The sequence below is a fragment of the Bacteroides sp. RTP31139st1_H2_RTP31139_211217 genome (assembly GCF_040227615.1).
GTDB lineage: Bacteria > Bacteroidota > Bacteroidia > Bacteroidales > Bacteroidaceae > Bacteroides > Bacteroides uniformis.
Window position 1 is genome coordinate 13,646 of the sequence record NZ_JBCNZM010000028.1, and the last position, 20,044, is coordinate 33,689.

Sequence of the window (20,044 nt, forward strand, 5' to 3'; positions counted from 1 at the left end):
TGCTGTCACAATAAATTCCACATAAAATAAGAAGGGGTTGTCTCGGCAAAAGGCAACCCCTTACATTTTATAGGCTCATGTCCTGTTCCACAAGAATAAACAGATGTTTTATAATTACCAAGTAAATGTACATCTGTATTCATCCCACTGGTCTTTTACAACCAGTTCCGTAGGATAACTGTCGGAATTCAATGTCCATGTAAAATACATATCGGACACAGAGTCCTCGCCATTGTATGTATAATGCCCTACAAGCGGCAGATGTTTCGTAGCCTTACCAAGCATGCCTCCATAATAGGCATATATCATCTCGTCCATATCCACATCCAGTATTTCATCAAACAACATCAGGCAGCCCTTATTCTCGATAGGAGCTGTTATATTATCCGTCGTATAGTCTATGGCAGCACTATACTCCCACTCGTCATTGCTGTCGATAATTCCGTCACCATTGAGATCCCCACTAGCTACATAACGTGTGGAAGTCTTCACCACATCTCCATCCTTATAGGTGATGTTCGTTATTTCACCATCGCTTTCAGAGCGTTTCATTACAACCAGATGGCCTTCAGTGTCGTATTCCATCTCCCAAGTAAACTCATCGGCATCGGGAGTACCAGCGTGGTCTATTGAGTTGCAAAATTCCACATAACCATCGCTGTTGAGCTGCAAGTTCAGTTCTGTAACATCGCCCTCTTCATCCGTCACGGTGATTCTTGCTCGGTCCTTTGCAACATCTGCCTTTGTAGTAGCGGGAAAGTACTCAAAGACGGCTTTATCCCCATCCTCAGTTGTAATGTTCGTCACCAGCCCTTCTTCATTGTGAGAAATCGCCATGCCCGAAACCGACTTCGGAAGCCCTCCCGTAAACACTTGCGAAGGATTGACCACAGTGGCGGTGTTTTCGCCACCCTCACCATTCTCATTTTCGTCATCGTCACTGCAAGCAGTGAATCCCAAGCACAACGCCACACCCAACATGGAGGCAGCCATCATTTTAAACATTTTCATAAGTTACAAATCTTGTTTTATCCCCATCCCTCTAAGGAAAATCCATAATAACAAAAGTATAAGGAATGCCGTCCGTATCTCACGACAACAAGACTCTGCCATTCAAACCCGGACAGATACTTTTGGCCATTTATCATTCCCAGACAAAGCTTAATATTTTTTGCAAAGTAATAAACTTTTCCTTTCACTCCTTGTCACTGAAAAAGGTGATTTTTCAGCCACATACAGAAAAAATTCAGCATCTCCAATAAAAAGCAAAATGAATAAGACGTATATTTGCAACAACTAAGCACAGATTGAATTCCACTAAAATATACCGATATGAGGGTACGCCATACTAAGCTATTATCACTCCTCTTTTCTTTAACCACTATCCTGCTTCACGCCGGAGAAATACCAACAGACACTCTGTTGGCACACTTCTACAACCGGGCAGCCAATCTCATGGAAGAAGGACACTACGATGAAGCGCAACGTAGCTTCGACAGCGCCTTTGCCACCCGGAACGTAAAGCACTCCTTCATGTATCCCATCTTGCTGAACGAACAAGCCACACTACTGATCTATGTGGGAAAGACAGAAGAAGCCTTTGCCATGAAAAAAAATGTGCTCCCCTACCTGCCGCAGATAGATGATTTGGAAAAGCACATCAGCGTATACAACGATTTGGGCCTCCTCTACCGTCAGCACCAAATGAATGACTCTACACTCTACTATTACAATAAAGCACTGGACACTGCCTTGCAATACGGAGACGAAAGCTGGATAGCCCACATCTGCAACAATGTGTCCATCCTATACTTCAATATCAGGCAGCTGGACGAAGCCGAAAAGTATACCGACATGGCCGCCGAACATGCCGCCAGAACCGAAGACCCATTCGTAGCCTTCACCACCTGGCAAATCAGGGCAACCATAAAGGCTGAACTGAACAAGCTGGATGATGCTGAAAAATCCAACCGCAAAGCCTGGAACATTGCCTGCCACGGAGAGGGAAACGAAGACCTATGGAAGATACGCTGCCTGCCCGGCATGCTGAGACTCTTTGAACGAAAAGAACAACCCGATTCCATAGACCACTACTTGAAATTGGGGAACAAACTACTACAACGGGTACCATCCAACTCCATCGCTGCCATAGGATTCATACAATCGAGGGCAGCCACCGAAACAAACCGCAAAAACTATGCCCGCGCCTTGAAGGACTTCCACTGGCTGCGTAACCGGAAAACCGGTACCGAGCCCAAAACATTATTTACACAAATGGCACGATGCTACGATGCCTTGGGAAACCCCAAACTGGCCTACACCTATATGGATAGTGCCCGCATGTGGACTGATACGCTGGCACAGCACAATCTGACGCAACAAATGGCAGAATTCAACGTGAAATATCACACACAAGAAAAGGAATTGGAGATAGCCCACCTGCAACAAGAACAACTGGAACACCAAGCCTTCCTGCTAAAAGCCTCCATTGCTGTAGCCCTTCTGTCCGGTCTTGCTCTCATTACTTTGTTGACGCTCCGCCACAAGAAACGAATAGCCGAAAAGAAGATTGAACTGCTAAAGCAAGAAAACGAACTGAACTCGGCACGCCGTTACATTGAAGGGTTGGAAGAGGAATGCAAATATTTTGCCAAGGAACTGCATGACGGCATAGCCAACGACCTGCTGGGGCTGCAAATGAAGATAGAAACTTCTGCCGGCAAAGGGAATGAGCAGGAACTGGCCTCACTCGTCAGCAAACTGAGAAACAACGTGCGGAATATCTCACACGAACTGATGCCTCCCGAATTCGAGCATCTCAGTCTAGACCAGATACTCGACCGTTATGCTGCCAAACTGACCGAGAACACCGGCATAGAGGTCAGCTATCATCCAACGGAGAACAACGCATCACGCCATCTTCCCAATGAAACCGCTTATGAGCTGTACCGCATCGTACAAGAGCTCACCATGAACATCGTGAAACATGCCTCAGCCAGTCATATAGTCATCAGTCTCCGTGCCGACAATGAAAATAAATATACCCTGCAAATTACAGACAACGGTAAGAATGCAAACAAGCAACAAACAGCAACAAACAACAATGACGGCATAGGATTGCACACCGTAAACGACCGTATCAGAGCCATCAACGCTACCGCCAATGTATGCTCGTCAACAGAAAACAACGTTTTCACCCTACTGCTTAACATAAACGAATGAAACCAAACAAAGAAACATACAGAATACTGGTAATAGATGACCACCCGATTGTTGCTGAAGGCATCATCGCATTGGCCTCGCAACTCGAAGGAGTGACGTGCAAAGGAGCCACTTGTGCAAAAGACGTGGAACAACTGACCCTCAAAGAGAGATTCGACCTTTGCATCATTGACCTTGAACTACCGGATATGAATGGATTCCAACTCATATCCCACCTTCACAGCCAGATACCCGAATGCGGCATTTTAATCTATACCATGCATGAAGAACCTTGGATCATAGCCAAATTATCCACCCTAAACATCAACGGAGCTGTTTCAAAAAATGCCAGCACCAGCGAATTGAGAGACGCCATCAGTACACTGAAAAACGGAACCAGATACTTCAGCAATGTTTTCAGCGAACTGGACAAGGAAAAACAAAACACCCTACCACATGCACTTCCCGAATTGTCGAGACGTGAAAAAGAAGTGCTCGCCTATCTCTCGCAAGGACTGAGCACTTCTGAAATATCCCAATTACTATTTCTCAGCATCAATACAATACAGACTTACCGGAAGCGCCTGATGGAAAAACTGGAGGCCAAAAACGTTGCAGAACTTGTCTACAAGGGGAAGAGCTTATTCTGAGAACACTTGTCATTCGCCCGGACAGTTACAAGCCTCCAGCTTCTCAAGCTTCTCCGTCTGAAAAGGAAGAAAATCAACTTAGCGGATACTCACCGTCATCGGATTGCGCACCTTCTGTGCAAAATCAGCCATGTATCGGTTCCAGGCTTCAGCAGTCTTGATGTCCGCGCGGTCCCAGGCAAAGCCCCAGTAATACACGTAGTCAGCGCCCGGCTCATAGTCGCTGACAACCAGTACATGACCGTCCGCATTGTTACGCATCTTCTTCTCCTCTATGGGGAAAAGCACGGTTTTGGCTTCCTTCACAACGGCAGGGAAAGCGGCCCCCATAAATATCTTGCCATTATCCGGTCCGGTAGTGGGGTCTACATACGTCATATAGCCACCGGCGGCATCAGCCACCACAGCACCGTCCGGTTCGTGCAGCACAATACCGGTAACAATGGGCAAAGATTCCTTTAGATTGCTATACGAAACGGCAGTACGGTTCAGATGAGAACCGGCATCCAGCGTAATCAGACGTGTTTCCACCACCGCAGTATCCCCTTTCACAGCCAACGGATTGAACTCCAGCTTCACGGTGAAGCGCAACGGACCGTTGTCCAGCACCTCCTGCGTCTTGTAGCACCACGGATAGATAATGGTATCATTCACCATCAATGCAGACACTCCAGCTCCCAATGTTGGACCTACTGCATAGCAGTCCATGCCATAACCGTGGTCTATATGATAGGAGAATGTGCGTACCAGCTCATCGGCTGCCTTCGGGTCTGTCTTGCGCAATTCATTAACCTGCTTCCAGGAGTCTGCATCCAGTTCCTTGGCATACATGTCTTCCAGTACCGGTGCAGCAGTGCCTCGCTTCGTGAACAAGTCGTAGCCGAAACCGCGTTCACCCCTTGCCTGCAATGCAGGACCGTAGGCACGGAAGCCTACCAAGTCGTTCTCCCAGGCCATGTCGTCCAGACGTTCGGGATACTGCCGCCCACAAGCCCTTACCTCCACATCGACGGGAGTACCGGCCTGGACGGTATATGCAGCCGATGCATTGGCAGCTACCGTCGCAGGGAAGATTAATTTGTCATCGTAGGTCACTTGGTAAGGCACCTGCTCCCCTTCGACATTCAGAACCACAATCTGTGCGGTGTCTGCCAGATTCAGAAGGTTTGAGATTTCGGTCATGGACACCTCTACCATCTCATCGGAACGGTCCATCGCTAACGGATTGGTTACCGTAATAGTCACTATCTTGCTATCGTTGCAAGCAAGACAGCAGAGGGCCGCCATACATAATAAAAGAAAGTTTCTCATATAATCATTGCTTTTTCCTAATCAGTTGTATAACTTTCTTTTAGGCGCGGATTTCGCGGATTATACGGATTTTCCTTATCCTTTCCGCGAAATCCGCGTAATCCGCGCCCAAAAGAAAAAGGTGACAAGTGACATTATCCTGCCACTTTATCACCTTCTCAATTATCCTTAAATTTATTTCGGTTGCTTTCCGATATAAGCCAAGATACCTCCGTCTACATAGAGGATGTGACCGTTTACCGCATTAGAGGCTTCCGATGCCAGGAACACTGCCGGACCGGTAAGTTCTTCCGGAGCCAGCCAGCGGCCTGCCGGAGTCTTGGCGCAGATGAACGAGTCGAACGGGTGACGGCTACCGTCGGCCTGCTTTTCACGCAGCGGAGCAGTCTGCGGGGTAGCGATGTAACCCGGACCGATACCGTTACATTGGATGTTATATTCACCATATTCAGAGCAGATGTTGCGAGTCAGCATCTTCAAGCCACCCTTGGCAGCGGCATAGGCCGACACAGTCTCACGACCCAGTTCGGACATCATAGAGCAGATATTGATAATTTTACCGTGGCCCTTCTTCATCATGGCAGGCAGAACAGCCTTTGATACGATGAACGGAGCATTGAGGTCGATATCGATTACACGACGGAAGTCAGCAGCCTCCATCTCGTGCATAGGAACACGGCGGATGATGCCGGCATTGTTTACGAGGATATCAACAGAGCCTACTTCCTTTTCAATCTGGGCTACCATGGCCTGAACAGCAGGTTCATCTGTCACATCACATACATAACCGCGTGCCTTGATACCCTTTTCAGTATAGGCAGCCAAGCCTTTGTCTACCAACTCCTGGTTGATATCGTTGAAACAGATAGTTGCTCCTTGCTCTGCAAAAGCTGAAGCGATAGCAAAACCGATACCATAAGAAGCACCTGTAACAAGGGCTACTTTACCTTCCAAAGAAAAATTCAAATACGGATTCATAACGTTAAATTATTAAGTTTAAATAAGTGATATTCTATTTATGTACGATTTGCAAGTAGTTTATACTCAATGGAAACTTTATTTTGGGAGAATGCCTTCCCTATAAGGAAATCGCAGCGAATGCTTTTCATATCGTAGCTTTTCACATAATCGGGATGCTCAGCATAGCGAATTTCATAGTTCGTTTTCATGATTGCACTACATTTAATAGGTTATAACTTCAGCCATCAAATACACATCGTTTGCGTACACGATGCAAATGTAACAAAAGAAAATGGAGAAACCGTATAAATTTGTGTCAATTATATAGCAATATCGTTCAAAGATTCGTAAAAAGAAAAAATCTATACCTATAGTGCCAACAAGAGGGGGAAAGAATAACAAAAAAACCCACTAAAACTTGCGATTTTAGTGGGTTTTTAGCTGCAATTAGCTGTATCGTAGTTGGACTACCAGGATTCGAACCTGGACAAACAGAACCAAAACCTGTTGTGCTACCATTACACCATAGTCCAAACATAGGGCTTTCTGTTAAAAAGCGGTGCAAAGATAAAAGGAAGCCCCGAAATATCCAAATATTTCGGGGCTATTTTTACTGCCGAAGCATCATTTCCTTAATTACTTCTCTTTAGGCTACCGTTATTTGGCGATAATCAGATAGTAATTCTTCTTGCCGCGCTGTACCAGCAGGTATTTTTCGTCCAGCAGGTCGGCTGTCGTAATCACCTGGTCGAAAGCAGCCAGTTTCTCCTTATTCAGAGAAACGCCACCGCCTTGCACCAGCTTACGCATCTCGCCCTTGGAAGCGAATACAGCAGCATTATCCACGAACAAATCCACCGCCTTCACACCGGCAGCCAGTGCATCACGGGATATTTCGAACTGGGGAACACCCTCGAACACAGCCAGCAGCGTATCTTCGTCCAACTTCTTCAGTGCATCGGAAGTTGCATTGCCAAACAAGATGTTGGATGCATCCACAGCAGCGTTATAGTCCTCTTCGGAATGAACCATGATAGTCACTTCCTTGGCCAGGCACTTCTGAAGGACGCGCAAATGGGGAGCAGCCTCGTGCTCGGCCGTCAGAGCATCAATCTCCTCCTTGGACAGTGCAGTGAATATCTTTATGTAGCGTTTGGCATCCTCGTCGCTCACGTTCAGCCAGAACTGGTAGAACTTATATGGAGAAGTGTAGCGCGGGTCGAGCCAGATGTTTCCGGACTCTGTCTTGCCGAACTTGCCACCGTCGGCCTTCGTAATCAGCGGGCTGGTCAGTGCAAATACCTCCCCACCGTTCGTACGGCGAATCAGTTCGGCACCGGTGGTGATGTTACCCCACTGGTCGCTGCCACCCATCTGGAGCTTGCAGCCTTTGGTTTCATACAGATGAAGAAAGTCGTACCCCTGCAACAGCTGGTAGGTGAATTCCGTGAAGGAAAGACCGTCACGTGCCTCACCGTTCAGACGCTTCTTTACAGAATCTTTCGCCATCATATAGTTCACGGTGATGTGCTTACCCACTTCACGGGCAAAATCGAGGAAAGTGAAGTTCTTCATCCAATCGTAGTTGTTCACCAACTCGGCACGGTTGGGGGCATCCGAATCAAAATCCAGGAACTTGGAGAGCTGGGCCTTCATACCGGCCAGGTTGCGCTGCAACGTCTCTTCCGTAAGCAGATTGCGTTCGGCAGACTTTCCGGAAGGGTCACCAATCATACCCGTAGCACCGCCAATCAGTGCCAACGGCTTGTGTCCGCAACGCTGGAAGTGACGCAAAATCATCACACTGCAAAGGTGCCCGATGTGCAAAGAGTCCGCAGTAGGGTCGAAACCAATGTATGCAGTCACTTGTTCCTTAGCCAGAAGTTCTTCCGTACCCGGCATCATATCGTGGAGCATGCCACGCCATCTTAATTCTTCTACAAAATTCATCGAATGATTAAGTTATCTGATTAATTATTTAAGTGATTATCTATGAATTGTTTGATTCCTATTTTAATCTGCGCAAAAATACGACTCTTTATTCGAAGAAACAACTCTTAGGGTTTAAAAAAGACTTTGCAGACATTTCTCCGGAGTGTTTCTCCAAGCTCCTCGGGAGAGATGCCGCGCACTTCGGCAGCGCGTGCATACAATTCCCCGATGGAAACTTCGCTTTCATCCGTTTCGATGAACAGCCGGTCGGCAGGTACCCGGCACAAGGCTGCTTCCTGGTATTTCTCCCCGAATGAAAGGTAAAAGCCATGTTTCAGATATTCCTCCACCAGCGCCGCCTTGCCACGGAAACCATGTATTATCCACGGATTCGACGGGCGCAAGTCCCGCTTCACCTTCAGCAGTTCATCAACCGCCTTCACCAGATGAATCACCAGCGGCTTTCCCACTTCCTCTGCCAAACATGCCTGGCACCTGAACACTTCCACCTGCAAATCCATCGGAGCATCTGCCAGCTTGTCCAGCCCGGCTTCGCCCACGGCAAGTACTTGGGGATGGCGCACTAACTCCTCCAGGCCGCACACCCTGCTAGCCACAGCACCTTCAACTCCTGAGTGTTCACCTCCACTCCGACCTATATGCCAGGGATGTATCCCCACCGAATACCATCCGCCGCTCTGTGGAGAGAACGTTTCGGGATAGCAATTTGCAATGGCAGTTCCGGGTACTTGCGGAAGCCGGTGTGTATGTATGTCAACTGGAATATTCATGGAACGGGATCATATCCGGAACCTCCCCAGGGATGGCAGCGCAGAATGCGCCTGACTGCCAGACAAAACCCCTTGAAAGGTCCGTGTTTCTTGATGGCCTCCACCGCATATTGCGAACAAGTGGGGGTAAAACGGCATGAAGGCCCTATCATGGGCGATATGCACTTCTGATAGAAATAGATGGGAAGCAGCAGCAGATATGAAAGCAGACGCTTCATGACACCTGCGGAGTTTGCTCAGCTTCAGCATTTGCCGCTACCTTCTCGGCAATGCGTGCCAAAGCTGTCTTCATACGGTCCTCAATGACAGAAGAGTCTACCAACTGGTCCGAAAGATAGATGAAGGCCACGGCCAGACGGCACTTTTTTTCCGTCAGCACGGCCAGCAGTCCGTGTTTGTTCATGCGGTAGGCTTCACGTATCTGGCGTTTCACGCGGTTGCGCTTCACCGCCCGCTTGAAACGGCGTTTCGAAACACTTACAAGAATGGAAACGGGTGCCTCCAGCTCCTCCACCGGCAGATACACCACACGCAAAGGGAAAACCGAAAACGAGCGTGAGCCGCCCGCAAACATCTTCTCTATCACTTTCTTCTTGTCCAACCGTTCGGACTTACGCAAGGTATTTGGCATGGGGTGATGAGTTATAAGTTATGAGTGATGAGTGATGGGTGATGAGTTATGAGTGATAAGTTATGGGGCGATACAAAAACGAGCTACAAGTACCTGGCGACATAAAAGCACAACCACTTGTAGCTCAATTTTATAAATCCATTGTTATGCCTACAAGCTATAAGCAAATCACTCATAACTTATAACTCATAACTCTTTTTACTTTCCTTTATTATTCTCCTTGATAAACATGTCAAGCGCCGCCGTCATTGAGGGTGCCTGCACGCTGGGAGCTTCCAGATCAAGACGAAGTCCGGCATCACGGACTGCCTGGGCAGTGGTAGAGCCGAATGTTCCGATCTTGATTTCCTTCTGGTCAAAATCAGGGAAATTCTTCTTCAAGGCACTGATGCCTGCCGGACTGAAGAACACCAGCATGTCATAATCAAAAGCCTCATCTGCAGCAAAGTCATTGCTGACAGTACGGTACATGACAGCTTCCGTGTGCTGAATCTTATTCTTATCCAGCAGATTCTTCACGTCATCATTGTGTACATCCGACATTGGTACCAAGTACTTTTCAGTCTTATGCTTAACAATGGAAGGTATCAAATCGTCAATCTTCCCGGTGTTTCCGAAGAAAATCTTACGCTTACGATACTGCACATACTTTTGGATATACAGAGCAACGGCCTCCGTCACGCAGAAATACTTCATTGTTTCGGGAATTGTCACACGCAATTCTGTACACAAGTGGAAGAAATGATCAATAGCATGACGCGAAGTAAAAATAACGGCAGTATGATCCAATACCGAAATTTTCTGTTGTCTGAACTCTTTCGCTGAAAGGCTCTCCACTTTGATAAATGGGCGAAAATCTATTTTCACACCATACTTCTCGGCGATGTCGTAGTAAGGAGATTTCTCTGATGCCGGTTTCGGCTGCGACACAAGTACTTTCTTAATTTTCAACGTCCTAAAATTTTATTATCAAATAACTGTTTAGCTGCATCACACCTTGATATAACACAAAACAAGGCATGATTTCAAGGGCACAAAAGTACACAATTAAAAGCAAACCGCCATATAAATTGTTACAAAAAAGCTTTAACCACTTGTATAACATCAATATTATAGCAAAACAGGCTAAAATCAATCCGATTATTATCGTCAGCTGCAAACTCAAATCAAAATAGACTACGAACAGGGCAAACGGGAAAAGGGCGAATCCCAAGTAATAAAGTAGCGTAGAATAGGACTCAAGCCATAGCGTTGTAACACTTTCGTCAAAAAAAATCCAACCCAGAAAAGAGTAGAGCATCCACTTCAAGCACAAATAGAAGAGACACACACCGATGTAAATCCCCAGCAGAAGCCCCGGCGACACATGACGTACCAGTTCCGGCTGTATATCATTGAAGTAGCTGAAGATACAGACACCCGCAAGGATGCAAGTCTGCAGGATGAGCAGCAGCAAATAGCGCATATCGGCGGCTGTGGAAGTGGCAAATATGCTGGTACGTTCGCGATGAAGCAGGAAATCCTTCACCAGTTGCAGCAGGAACTTGCGGCTGCGTGACAAGACATAGGCCGACAGAAAGAAACAGCACAAAAGGACCACGGTGATGCCATCGTCCATTCTCGGAGAATATGGAATAGGAATCCCCTCCATCCCCACTACTGCCCAAGCCATCAACAGCCCTATCATATTGCAGCGAATTTACGGATGGAGGCGTCCCACAAGGGAGTGGTATATATCAGTTCCACGGCTTCCTGCGGTGTCTGCGCCACATGCCAGATGGCACCGTGCTGCGTACGCATGAAGTTTTCGTCCACCGCCTGCCGGAGCATATCGAGCAGAGGGTCGAAATAGTTCTTGACATTCAGTATCACAATCGGGTTCAGATACAGTCCGAGTTGCTTCCAAGTGATGATTTCCAGCAGTTCTTCCAGGGTGCCGCAACCACCGGGCAGGGCAATGATGGCATTGCTCAAGTCGGCCATTGTCTTTTTCCGTTCGTGCATGCTTTCCACTTCCACGAGTTGGGTAAGTCCGGTGTGATGCCATCCCTGCTCCACCATGAAGCGGGGAATGACGCCCGTCACCTCTCCCCCTGCCCGGAGTGCCGCATCGGACACAGCGGACATCAGTCCCATATTTCCCGCACCATTAATCAGGCGAATTTGCCGCTGCCCCAGCAAAGCGCCCAGCTCACGGGCTGCATCGAAATAAACGGAATCTATCTTTGTGCTCGAAGCACAATATACGCATACGGAATTTATCTTGTTCATCATCTTGCCACACCCTTTTTTAGGTATCGCCACAAAGGTACATGATTTCGGGGAGATTTGAAACAAGAGAGTCTTATTTCCAAAGTTCTTCCGGATTTGTGGTGCGGACGCTGTTCTCGAACAGCCATTGGGTGCCACCGCTCCGAACGGTAAATCCGACGGGAATAGGTGCAAGTCTCCGGTCACCCGGCAAGGGGTCGCCTGTTTCATCGTCCATGCGGCTCAGTTCATGCATGCTGTACCAATAGTTATTTTTGGCCATATACGTGTCATAGTATTGCCCTTCATTTGCTTTTCTGTTTATAGCCTTACACAGACCGTTCGATAGGAAAAAATACGAAAAAGCTCTTCCTTCTCACTCATATCTGTCAATTTTCCATAAATTTGCAATGGACCTAAAACATCATGATGTGAAATACAAACGTTGGATTTACTTAACCGTCACTTTCGTCATCATATTGGCAGGACTTGCTTCCCGGAAGTATGGCAATGCATTGCCTAAATTTATTGCAGAGTATATTGGCGATACACTTTGGGCAGCTATGGTTTATTGGGGATTACGCTTTCTCTTCCCTTCGGCATCCATACTCAAAGTGACCGCAATCTCCTTACTGTTTTCTTATTGCATAGAAATCAGCCAATTATACCAGGTCGATTGGGCGAATGCCATACGAAACACCACGCTCGGAGCATTGGTCTTCGGGCATGGATTTTTATGGTCGGATATGATATGTTATACTGTCGGGGTAATGTTATCTGCCACCGTAGATTCTTGCGCTTCCTTTTCTTCTTCGGATGAAGCAGTATAAAAACAAGACGCGGACAAAGGAACACAGATTCTATGCAAGCCGCTATTATCCCCGCCAAAAGCATTCGTAGGACACATTTCACGAGGCTACACCTTTTACTCCGGATGGCTACACCCTTTCTATGCGATGGTATAGCCATCTGCAAAAAAGGGTGTAGCCCGGCACGGAGGATAGTTACAACATTAGAAATGGTATGACTGTTATATGACAAAAAAATATCCTAACATGCAAGATATGGGATATCTGATGTTAGGATAACGATAAAAATAGTCAATTCATATCAAGGCAAGACGGCCTAATTATCAATACAAAAGAGACTGCGTTTGTTTATGATAAACTGCATTTTTCTTTTGAAGATTTACGGCTATTGACAAGAGAAGCTACTAAATAAAAGATATTAATGATTACATAGCATAGAAAAAACTTCCACACTTTAATCGTTTCTTTTAGCCACTCCTCAACCCATAAGATATCAATCTTATCCCCACATCGATTTTCAATCTCATATTTATAACTAATTTCACAATTAATAATTGCGTATATAATTAATAATGAAAGAATTATTGATGTGGCAACAAACACAATTCTAAGCCATTTCATAATCTATCTTGTTTTATAAACTACACCTCCTGGTTTGGATATTCTCACTAAATGATTCTGCATTGATATTGGAAGAACAAATCTGTTGACAATAGGAATAGTAGTCCATGTTCCCAAATTACTTGTTTGTTGTAGCCTTGTCCCTTTCAGAGCATTTGACCCACTTTTATTCAACACGTCATATACCATTGTTGTACAATTATTACTTGTCAGCTTATATTCATCAATAATACGAGCAGAAGAACTGTTATAATAATCACTTTTAGGATTATCTGGCATTGTAGTTGACATATTAAACTTTTCGTCTAAAATATTAGCAACTTTTTCATCTGCCACATCTGTTACTACAAATACAGACATTCCACCAGCTGCTTTTTTTGTCATTGTAAGCTTTTGCTTCATCCCCCATTAACTTTAAAAGAACACCGGAACCATTTCCTAAAGAATTAGAGCTTCTATCTGGCCCTTTATTAGTTCCATTGTATCGTCCGTAGCTATAAACAGTCATATTAGATCCTTCACCAACACTAATCCATGTGTGACCAAAGGACTGAGTTTCAGTGCAAATTCTAATACTATCTCCATTCACATCAATATTAACAACCGGACTATTCGCCCCGTACTGATACGGAGACATCGAATAATACTTCTCGGCAAATCTGTCATTAGTCGTAAACCTTCCTAACGCCGTATCATAATGTCTCGCCCCATAATCATACCAATTCAAACCCTTCTTATTGTCAAACTCCTTGCCGTTATACTTGTAAGGCTGGGTATTGCCTGTAGTGCCAAAAACACCGCCGAAAGGATAGTAATGATTCGTCTCCTCTACAGTACCTGACTGGTTGATTACTACACGGTTGTTGCCTTGATGGTCCTTCAGATAGTAATGATACTGCTGGGTACCGGCCAGGTTGATGTAACCCTCTTCTGTGAGTAACAACTTCTGAGTACCGTTTTCATAGATCACATTACCGCAATAGTCAGTCGTTGTGGTTGTACTGCCTATCTTATGGACTGTTCTCAGTTTCGTGCCGTCAGCACCATAAGTATAGGTAATCGTGCTACCATCACTGAACGATACCGTACTGGGCAAATTTAATACATTATATTGAATATCGGCAATTCCCTTATTCAAATCTTTCGTTAAATTACCATTGACATCGTAGGCATACTCCCCTGCGGCGCTTGCACCGTTCACAAAGGCAGTGTTTGTACCGTATGCAGCGGTACTCACCGCATCCTCCACACAGCTCAACTGATTACCGGTCAATGTGTAAGTCAGGTTATCAAGCAGGCCGTAGGCACTGGCACCAGTCTGGCCATAACGTTGCAAACTCTTGATGTTACCGTTCTTGTCATAACCCGTAACGTTCTCTGAGAAGCGATTCGCATTTGTGCTGATACTTGCTGTCTCGCCATAGGTAGCGTTCAGCATCCGGTCAAGACCGTCATAAGTGAATTTGTAACCACGGACTGTACTTTCGTTCCCGGACTTCCAGGTCATGCTGCTGATGCTGCCGTTGTACTTCGCAGTACCTACACCCGTGTTGTAGTACAGGTTCTGCGTGAAGCGTGTGCCGCTGATTCCCGTCAGCCAGCTACGCAGGTTGTAGGTATAAGTCAGCTTGTTGGTGCTCGTACCGTGATACTGCTTGGTCAGTAAACGACCGAAGTTGTCATAAGTCGCATCGTACAGAGTAATCGCAGTACTGCCAAGACTATGCTGCACTTTGCTTATTCTGTCCGCATGGTCGTAGGTATAGGTATATACTTCCGTGCGCGTGGTCTTTCCGCTGGCAGTATGTGTATGTGTCACACCAGACGGCTTGTTGGAGAAAGTATAAACCGTACTTGTGATGTCGTAACCACTGAGCAAGTTGTTCTGCACAAGCACGGTAGGACTGGAAGAAGGATTCCCCCCTGCAGGGTCAGCCGTCCCAGACTGTCGTACAAATAATACATATAGGAAATGTTATCCAGATAGGAAGTGCCCGTGCTGTTAAGCATCCGGAGAGTACGGATGTAGTCCTGCATGACCTACATCATTTGATAGACCTAAAAAACTATCCTAACATACAAGATATAGCATATCTGATGTTAGGATAGTAATTAAATAAATCTCATTGAAAAAAGGCAACTTATATTAGAGTAATATTTTTTATTTAGTATGCAAAAGCTTTATAATCTCACCATTACTTTTTCTTATTTCCACATAAGATTGTCCACAGAAAGTCAGCGCACTATCATTTCCATTAGGAATATGCCCTTCTATTACCCATATTCCATTTACCAAGTTAACAGAAAAAGGTTTTTCTTTCTCTATACTTTCCTTTCCATAAATTTCCAATAGTACGCATTCCGCTATCTTTACTGCAATATCCGCTGTAGGTATAAATCCCTCTGCAGGAACATAGCTTTTCATATCAGTATAAAAATCTGTTGAGAGACTATCATTCATTACATACTCAATCTGTTGAGATGATTGTTGATCTTCTCCGACCTTCGATGTACTGTTTGTACATGACATCGCAAATAGCATTAAAGCAAAAAAATAAGTCCTATACATATTGCTATCTTTTTAAAATACCCAATGAATATGTTCTCTCTGGCTAACAGGAATGTTTAAATCTGGCTTTTGTAGCAATTCTTTCATTCTTTGTTTACCCTTTTCAGCAGGAATATCTTTCGGATTAATATTATTCTTTCGTTTAGGATCTTTGGGATCACTAGGAAGATCACTAGTCACTATTGATGTTTTCTTACTATAAGGATTATATTCTAACAAATCGCCACTCGGCGTAGCCAAATAACCATTTTCTTTTGTTTTCTCAATATATTTTATATCAGCTTTTGAGAATTTATTATTTATATGCTCTGCGTCCGCGTCTCCATGCGAATGAATCGATCCTACAAATCTCTCACCGTTAGGAGGTAAGCTTATAGATACGCTGTGCTCTCCTTCATTGGCTGCACTATAAGAATATCCCTTTAGCTTTCCCTTTTGCTTAACTTCATAAATAGAAGAGCCCATTTCACGTTTACGTATAATAGATGCACCATTATAATACATACCCCAATCTTTAGCTGCTGCTCTTTTAGTCTTAAACAGATCACCAGGAGCATATTCCATACCATTTGGGTCTATGAACTTTACCGGATTATCGGCACAATAAGTATACGGACTCATCGAATAATATTTCTCTGCCAACGGGTCATTCGTCGTAAACCTTCCCAACGCAGCATCATAATGTCTCGCCCCATAATCATACCAGTTCAAACCCTGCTTCGTATCAAGCTCCTTACCGTTATACTTGTAAGGCTGGGTATTGCCTGTAGTGCCAAACACACCACCGAAAGGGTAGTAATGGTTCGTTTCCTCCACAGTACCAGACTGGTTGATCACTACACGGTTGTTACCCTGATGATCTTTCAAGTAGTAATGATACTGCTGGGTACCGGTCAGGTTGATGTAACCCTCTTCTGTGAGTAACAACTTCTGAGTACCGTTTTCATAGATCACATTACCGCAATAGTCAGTCGTTGTGGTTGTACTACCTATCTTATGGACTGTTCTCAGTTTCGTGCCGTCAGCACCATAAGTATAGGTAATCGTGCTACCATCACTGAACGATACCGTACTCGGCAAATTTAATACATTATATTGAATATCGGTAATTCCCTTATTCAAATCTTTCGTTAAATTACCATTGACATCGTAGGCATACTCCCCTGCAGCGCTTGCACCGTTCACAAAGGCAGTGTTTGTACCGTATGCCGCGGTACTCACGGCATCCTCCACACGGCTCAACTGATTGCCGTTCAGGGTGAAAGTCAGATTATCAAGCAGGCCGTAGGCACTGGCACCAGTCTGGCCATAACGCTGCAATCCCTTGATATTGCCGTTCTTGTCATACCCCGTAACGTTCTCCGAAAAGCGGTTGGCGTTCGTGCTGATGCCTGCTGTCTCGCCATAAGTAGCATTCAGCAGACGGTCCAGTCCGTCATAAGTGGACTTGTAGCCGCGGACGGTGCTTGCCGTTCCTGCCTTCCACGTCATGCTGCTGATGCTGCCGTTATACTTGGCAGGCCCGTTGCCGGTGTTATAATACAGATTCTGCGTGAACTTCGTTCCGCTGATGCCCGTCAGCCAGCCGCGTACATTATAGGCGTAAGCCTGCCTGTCCGCGTCGGAGCCGTGCAGCGACTTCGATTGCAGACGACCAAGGTTATCATAAGCATAGGCAGCAAGCGTCACCTTCGCCCCTCCCAATGTATGCTCCACCTTGGAGAGCCTGTCTGCATGGTCATAGCTGTAAGTGTATGCTTCCGTCCGGCTGTCCTTCCCGCTTGCCGTGTGCGTATGCGTCACCGTGGCAGGCTTGTCCGTAAAGGTATAGACCGTGGATGTCACGTCGTACCGGTAACGGAAAGCGTACCGCTCCAAGTCAGCATGCTCCTATATGAAATTCCCTGCTTACATCCAACATAAGCAGGGAATTGTTTAGATTATAGAATCAGAGATTCTTAATATATCAATATTCGAGCCAAAAATAATCAGGTGTACGTAAAGTATCCCACAACAAAATACCACCGTTGGAGCTACATGAAATTACAATATTGGGAATATTATCAATCCGGTATCGGAACGTACTATCTATGACCCTTTTTCCACAATATAATACCGTATCCAGAGATGTGACACGTATCTTTATTTTTAAACTATCATATCCGCTTTTATCGAAACGGGTGATTTCCATTCCAAGCCAATCTTCATGGTAGTCCAATATTTGGTCATCCGTCTTGTTCACATACAGTCCATTAAAAACAAGGCTGTCATTCACCCAACATTGGATATAATCTTTACCGGTACGCTCCTTAAAACCAGTACCTACTCGAATCATGAAATCATTCTCTGAGTCCAAATGACCAATGCACGCCACCAGCATGGCAAGTATGATTATAAAAATAAATATACGTGTCTTCATATTACTGCCTTCTTTTAAGTTTTTGCCTCCAGTTAGGAATATGCCTATTCAACTTGTTATGGATATAATTATCTCGGACTGTTTGTATCTGAGAACGGTTTAACTGAGTTGCTTTAAGATAATCTCCATCAAAATCTTGAATAACTTTTTTCTGTGTCATCAAGTTTTCCACATTCATTGTATGCCCCAATCCTCCTGAATGACCAAGTTCGTGAGCAAAAGTCCGGTTATCATCATTGTTCAACATATTAGAAACCGCTTTCGTTCCTATTTTCACATCCAGACTATTTTTATAAGTCTCAGCCATAACTACACTTTTATCCGTTTTTGTCAACATATCTTGATCAACAATCTGCAAAACGTGTTCAGTGTCCTTTATATCATCCACCGAGTTGACAGTTCTCAATTGCATATCCATAGTCGAAACAAAGTCATCACCTGAAATCGTATATGCGGCATTCACTTGCTCTACTATTTGTCCAGCCAAAGTCTTTATATCAAGCTCCTTATTATTAGAATTATTTATCAAAGCCGCTCTTACCGTAATTTTATATTCTATCTTATCCGTTTCACGATTATAATGGGTTTGCACGCGCCAATCATTTCCATCCGGATCAATGCGACCGACAGGCTCATTTCCACAATAGACATAAGGAGATACTTTAAAATGTTTGTCATATAAAGCATCAACCGTTATAAACCTTCCCAACACCGCATCATAATGCCTCGCCCCATAATCATACCAATTCAAACCCTTCTTCGTATCAAGCTCCTTACCGTTGTACTTGTAAGGCTGAACATTGCCTGCACTTGCAAATACCCCGCCGAAAGGATAGTAATGGCTCGTCTCTTCTACCGTGCCGCTCTGGCTGATGACTACCCGGTTATTCCCCTGATGGTCTTTCAAGTAGTAGTGATACTTGCTGTCGCTCAAAGTAATATAACCCTCTTCGGTAAGAAGCAGCTTCTGGACTCCGTTTTCATAGATCACATTGCCGCAATAGTCAGTCGTTGTGGTTGTACTGCCTATCTTATGGACTGTTCTCAGCTTTGTGCCGTCGGCTCCATAAGTATAGGTGATGGTACTTCCGTCACTGAACGTTACTGCATTCGGCAAATTTAAGAAATTATATGTAATGCCGCTAATACCTTTGTTTAAATCTTTAGTTAAATTGCCGTTGGCATCATAAGAGTACTCATCGGCGGCATTGGCACCGTTTTTGAACTCGAAGCCGCCATTGTAGGTGGAAGCCGCTACCGCATCATCCACGCGGTTCAACTGATTGCCGTTCAAGGTGAGAGTCAGGTTGTCTATCATGCCGTAGGCGGTTGAAGAGAGTTGCCCGTAACGCTGCAATCCCTTGATGTTACCGTTTTTGTCGTAGCCCGTCACGTTCTCACTGAAACGGTTCGCGTTCGTGCTGATACCTGCTGTTTCGCCATAGGTGGCATTCAGCATCCGGTCCAGTCCGTCGTAGGTGAACTTGTAGCCGCGGACGGTGCTTTCATTCCCGGACTTCCAGGTCATGCTGCTGATGTTACCGTTGTAGCGGGCGGTACCCACACCCGTATTGTAGTACAGGTTCTGGGTGAAGCGCGTACTTGTGATGCCCGTCAGCCAGCTGCGGAGGTTATAGGCATACGTCAGCTTGTTCGCCGCAGAGCCGTGCAGGGACTTGGTACTCAGACGGCCGAAACTATCGTACGTATAGTCTGCCAGAGTTATTTTGGTTCCTCCCAAAGTATGCTCCACCTTGCTCACCCTGTCAGTATAGTCGTAGCTGTAAGTGTATACTTCCTCTCTTGTAGTCTTTCCGGAAGCGGGAAGTAAATAAAAAACTATCCTAACATGCAAGATATAGTAATATCTGATGTTAGGATAGCAATTAAATAGATTATT

General features: G+C 45.3%; 19 protein-coding genes, 1 tRNA gene and 3 pseudogenes. 3 read left to right on the forward strand and 20 right to left on the reverse strand.

All coding sequences use genetic code 11. The features are described 5' to 3' along the window. Window positions 1-114: 114 nt before the first annotated feature. Complete coding sequence (locus tag ABUA47_RS06700; protein ID WP_005831035.1) at window positions 115-1,011, reverse strand: DUF4595 domain-containing protein; 897 nt, start codon at window positions 1,009-1,011, stop codon at window positions 115-117. Between the two features lie 321 nt (window positions 1,012-1,332). On the opposite strand from ABUA47_RS06700, the gene ABUA47_RS06705 reads away from it, so the two are divergent. Both ABUA47_RS06705 and ABUA47_RS06710 read left to right on the forward strand, forming a co-directional pair. Further along, window positions 1,333-3,222: an ATP-binding protein gene (locus tag ABUA47_RS06705; RefSeq protein WP_117703879.1), complete on the forward strand. Its 1,890-nt coding sequence runs from the start codon at window positions 1,333-1,335 to the stop codon at window positions 3,220-3,222. Further along, window positions 3,219-3,851: a response regulator gene (locus ABUA47_RS06710; RefSeq protein WP_005831042.1), complete on the forward strand. Its 633-nt coding sequence runs from the start codon at window positions 3,219-3,221 to the stop codon at window positions 3,849-3,851. Before ABUA47_RS06705 ends, ABUA47_RS06710 begins: the two co-directional genes overlap by 4 nt. Window positions 3,852-3,929: 78 nt before the next feature. Here ABUA47_RS06710 and ABUA47_RS06715 read toward each other — a convergent pair whose 3' ends face one another. The 12 genes and pseudogenes from ABUA47_RS06715 to ABUA47_RS06770 all read right to left on the reverse strand — a co-directional run bounded on the left by ABUA47_RS06715 (window position 3,930) and on the right by ABUA47_RS06770 (window position 12,009). Beyond that, the gene (locus tag ABUA47_RS06715) at window positions 3,930-5,162 is read right to left on the reverse strand and encodes a DUF4861 domain-containing protein (RefSeq protein WP_117588931.1); all 1,233 of its coding nucleotides are present in this window, start codon (window positions 5,160-5,162) and stop codon (window positions 3,930-3,932) included. A 174-nt stretch (window positions 5,163-5,336) separates the two neighbouring features. Continuing rightward, a complete protein-coding gene (locus tag ABUA47_RS06720) occupies window positions 5,337-6,140 on the reverse strand; it encodes a gluconate 5-dehydrogenase (RefSeq protein WP_005831048.1) in 804 nt (267 codons plus the stop codon). A 56-nt stretch (window positions 6,141-6,196) separates the two neighbouring features. After that, a pseudogene (locus ABUA47_RS06725) lies at window positions 6,197-6,331 on the reverse strand (5-keto-4-deoxyuronate isomerase); the annotation flags it as partial. 253 nt (window positions 6,332-6,584) lie between these two features. Continuing rightward, window positions 6,585-6,655, reverse strand: a tRNA-Gln gene (locus ABUA47_RS06730). A 124-nt stretch (window positions 6,656-6,779) separates the two neighbouring features. Further along, on the reverse strand, window positions 6,780-8,072 hold the full coding sequence (gene tyrS, locus ABUA47_RS06735) for a tyrosine--tRNA ligase (RefSeq protein WP_005834072.1): 1,293 nt from the start codon (window positions 8,070-8,072) through the stop codon (window positions 6,780-6,782). Window positions 8,073-8,179: 107 nt separating this feature from the next. Continuing rightward, window positions 8,180-8,845 (reverse strand): TatD family hydrolase, encoded by a 666-nt coding sequence (locus ABUA47_RS06740; RefSeq protein ID WP_025832306.1) that lies wholly within the window; start codon window positions 8,843-8,845, stop codon window positions 8,180-8,182. After that, entirely contained in the window at window positions 8,842-9,063 is a 222-nt protein-coding gene (gene yidD / locus ABUA47_RS06745) for a membrane protein insertion efficiency factor YidD (protein WP_005831056.1), read from the reverse strand. The genes ABUA47_RS06740 and yidD overlap by 4 nt, the downstream gene beginning before the upstream one ends. Then, a complete protein-coding gene (gene rnpA, locus ABUA47_RS06750) occupies window positions 9,060-9,476 on the reverse strand; it encodes a ribonuclease P protein component (protein ID WP_022400586.1) in 417 nt (138 codons plus the stop codon). The genes yidD and rnpA overlap by 4 nt, the downstream gene beginning before the upstream one ends. A gap of 198 nt (window positions 9,477-9,674) precedes the next feature. Then, window positions 9,675-10,427: a uroporphyrinogen-III synthase gene (locus tag ABUA47_RS06755; RefSeq protein WP_005834069.1), complete on the reverse strand. Its 753-nt coding sequence runs from the start codon at window positions 10,425-10,427 to the stop codon at window positions 9,675-9,677. Between the two features lie 4 nt (window positions 10,428-10,431). Further along, window positions 10,432-11,163, reverse strand: a complete 732-nt coding sequence (locus tag ABUA47_RS06760) for a DUF4271 domain-containing protein (RefSeq protein ID WP_349831477.1) — start codon at window positions 11,161-11,163, stop codon at window positions 10,432-10,434. Continuing rightward, window positions 11,160-11,750 carry a TIGR00730 family Rossman fold protein gene (locus tag ABUA47_RS06765; protein ID WP_009037547.1) on the reverse strand — a complete coding sequence of 197 codons (591 nt, stop codon included), beginning with the start codon at window positions 11,748-11,750 and terminating at the stop codon, window positions 11,160-11,162. Before ABUA47_RS06765 ends, ABUA47_RS06760 begins: the two co-directional genes overlap by 4 nt. A 70-nt stretch (window positions 11,751-11,820) precedes the next feature. After that, the gene (locus ABUA47_RS06770; RefSeq protein WP_009037546.1) at window positions 11,821-12,009 is read right to left on the reverse strand and encodes a hypothetical protein; all 189 of its coding nucleotides are present in this window, start codon (window positions 12,007-12,009) and stop codon (window positions 11,821-11,823) included. Window positions 12,010-12,157: 148 nt separating this feature from the next. On the opposite strand from ABUA47_RS06770, the gene ABUA47_RS06775 reads away from it, so the two are divergent. Then, window positions 12,158-12,556 (forward strand): DUF2809 domain-containing protein, encoded by a 399-nt coding sequence (locus tag ABUA47_RS06775; protein ID WP_009037545.1) that lies wholly within the window; start codon window positions 12,158-12,160, stop codon window positions 12,554-12,556. 327 nt (window positions 12,557-12,883) lie between these two features. On the opposite strand, the gene ABUA47_RS06780 is transcribed toward ABUA47_RS06775, so the two are convergent. The 7 genes and pseudogenes from ABUA47_RS06780 to ABUA47_RS06815 form a co-directional block, all read right to left on the reverse strand. After that, window positions 12,884-13,156: a hypothetical protein gene (locus tag ABUA47_RS06780; RefSeq protein ID WP_009037544.1), complete on the reverse strand. Its 273-nt coding sequence runs from the start codon at window positions 13,154-13,156 to the stop codon at window positions 12,884-12,886. 3 nt (window positions 13,157-13,159) lie between these two features. Next, a complete protein-coding gene (locus tag ABUA47_RS06785; RefSeq protein ID WP_227741090.1) occupies window positions 13,160-13,540 on the reverse strand; it encodes a hypothetical protein in 381 nt (126 codons plus the stop codon). Next, on the reverse strand, window positions 13,482-14,663 hold the full coding sequence (locus ABUA47_RS06790) for an RHS repeat-associated core domain-containing protein (RefSeq protein WP_227741093.1): 1,182 nt from the start codon (window positions 14,661-14,663) through the stop codon (window positions 13,482-13,484). Before ABUA47_RS06790 ends, ABUA47_RS06785 begins: the two co-directional genes overlap by 59 nt. Window positions 14,664-15,317: 654 nt before the next feature. Then, window positions 15,318-15,725, reverse strand: a complete 408-nt coding sequence (locus tag ABUA47_RS06795) for an NTF2 fold immunity protein (protein WP_051642902.1) — start codon at window positions 15,723-15,725, stop codon at window positions 15,318-15,320. A 12-nt stretch (window positions 15,726-15,737) separates the two neighbouring features. Further along, a pseudogene (locus ABUA47_RS06805) lies at window positions 15,738-17,576 on the reverse strand (RHS repeat-associated core domain-containing protein); the annotation flags it as partial. Between the two features lie 115 nt (window positions 17,577-17,691). Then, window positions 17,692-18,144, reverse strand: a complete 453-nt coding sequence (locus tag ABUA47_RS06810; protein WP_035447390.1) for a hypothetical protein — start codon at window positions 18,142-18,144, stop codon at window positions 17,692-17,694. Between the two features lie 595 nt (window positions 18,145-18,739). Further along, window positions 18,740-19,966, reverse strand: a pseudogene (locus tag ABUA47_RS06815) (RHS repeat-associated core domain-containing protein); the annotation flags it as partial. Window positions 19,967-20,044 lie beyond the last annotated feature (78 nt).

Excerpts from the sequence above, each read along its gene's own strand:
- ABUA47_RS06700 (WP_005831035.1), bottom strand. The coding sequence starts at position 1,011 with ATGAAAATGTTTAAAATGATGGCTGCCTCCATGTTGGGTGTGGCGTTG.
- ABUA47_RS06705 (WP_117703879.1), top strand. The coding sequence starts at position 1,333 with ATGAGGGTACGCCATACTAAGCTATTATCACTCCTCTTTTCTTTAACC.
- ABUA47_RS06710 (WP_005831042.1), top strand. The coding sequence starts at position 3,219 with ATGAAACCAAACAAAGAAACATACAGAATACTGGTAATAGATGACCAC.
- ABUA47_RS06715 (WP_117588931.1), bottom strand. The coding sequence starts at position 5,162 with ATGAGAAACTTTCTTTTATTATGTATGGCGGCCCTCTGCTGTCTTGCT.
- ABUA47_RS06720 (WP_005831048.1), bottom strand. The coding sequence starts at position 6,140 with ATGAATCCGTATTTGAATTTTTCTTTGGAAGGTAAAGTAGCCCTTGTT.
- tyrS (WP_005834072.1), bottom strand. The coding sequence starts at position 8,072 with ATGAATTTTGTAGAAGAATTAAGATGGCGTGGCATGCTCCACGATATG.
- ABUA47_RS06740 (WP_025832306.1), bottom strand. The coding sequence starts at position 8,845 with ATGAATATTCCAGTTGACATACATACACACCGGCTTCCGCAAGTACCC.
- yidD (WP_005831056.1), bottom strand. The coding sequence starts at position 9,063 with ATGAAGCGTCTGCTTTCATATCTGCTGCTGCTTCCCATCTATTTCTAT.
- rnpA (WP_022400586.1), bottom strand. The coding sequence starts at position 9,476 with ATGCCAAATACCTTGCGTAAGTCCGAACGGTTGGACAAGAAGAAAGTG.
- ABUA47_RS06760 (WP_349831477.1), bottom strand. The coding sequence starts at position 11,163 with ATGATAGGGCTGTTGATGGCTTGGGCAGTAGTGGGGATGGAGGGGATT.
- ABUA47_RS06765 (WP_009037547.1), bottom strand. The coding sequence starts at position 11,750 with ATGATGAACAAGATAAATTCCGTATGCGTATATTGTGCTTCGAGCACA.
- ABUA47_RS06770 (WP_009037546.1), bottom strand. The coding sequence starts at position 12,009 with ATGGCCAAAAATAACTATTGGTACAGCATGCATGAACTGAGCCGCATG.
- ABUA47_RS06780 (WP_009037544.1), bottom strand. The coding sequence starts at position 13,156 with ATGAAATGGCTTAGAATTGTGTTTGTTGCCACATCAATAATTCTTTCA.
- ABUA47_RS06785 (WP_227741090.1), bottom strand. The coding sequence starts at position 13,540 with ATGACAAAAAAAGCAGCTGGTGGAATGTCTGTATTTGTAGTAACAGAT.
- ABUA47_RS06790 (WP_227741093.1), bottom strand. The coding sequence starts at position 14,663 with ATGACCTGGAAGTCCGGGAACGAAAGTACAGTCCGTGGTTACAAATTC.
- ABUA47_RS06795 (WP_051642902.1), bottom strand. The coding sequence starts at position 15,725 with ATGTATAGGACTTATTTTTTTGCTTTAATGCTATTTGCGATGTCATGT.
- ABUA47_RS06810 (WP_035447390.1), bottom strand. The coding sequence starts at position 18,144 with ATGAAGACACGTATATTTATTTTTATAATCATACTTGCCATGCTGGTG.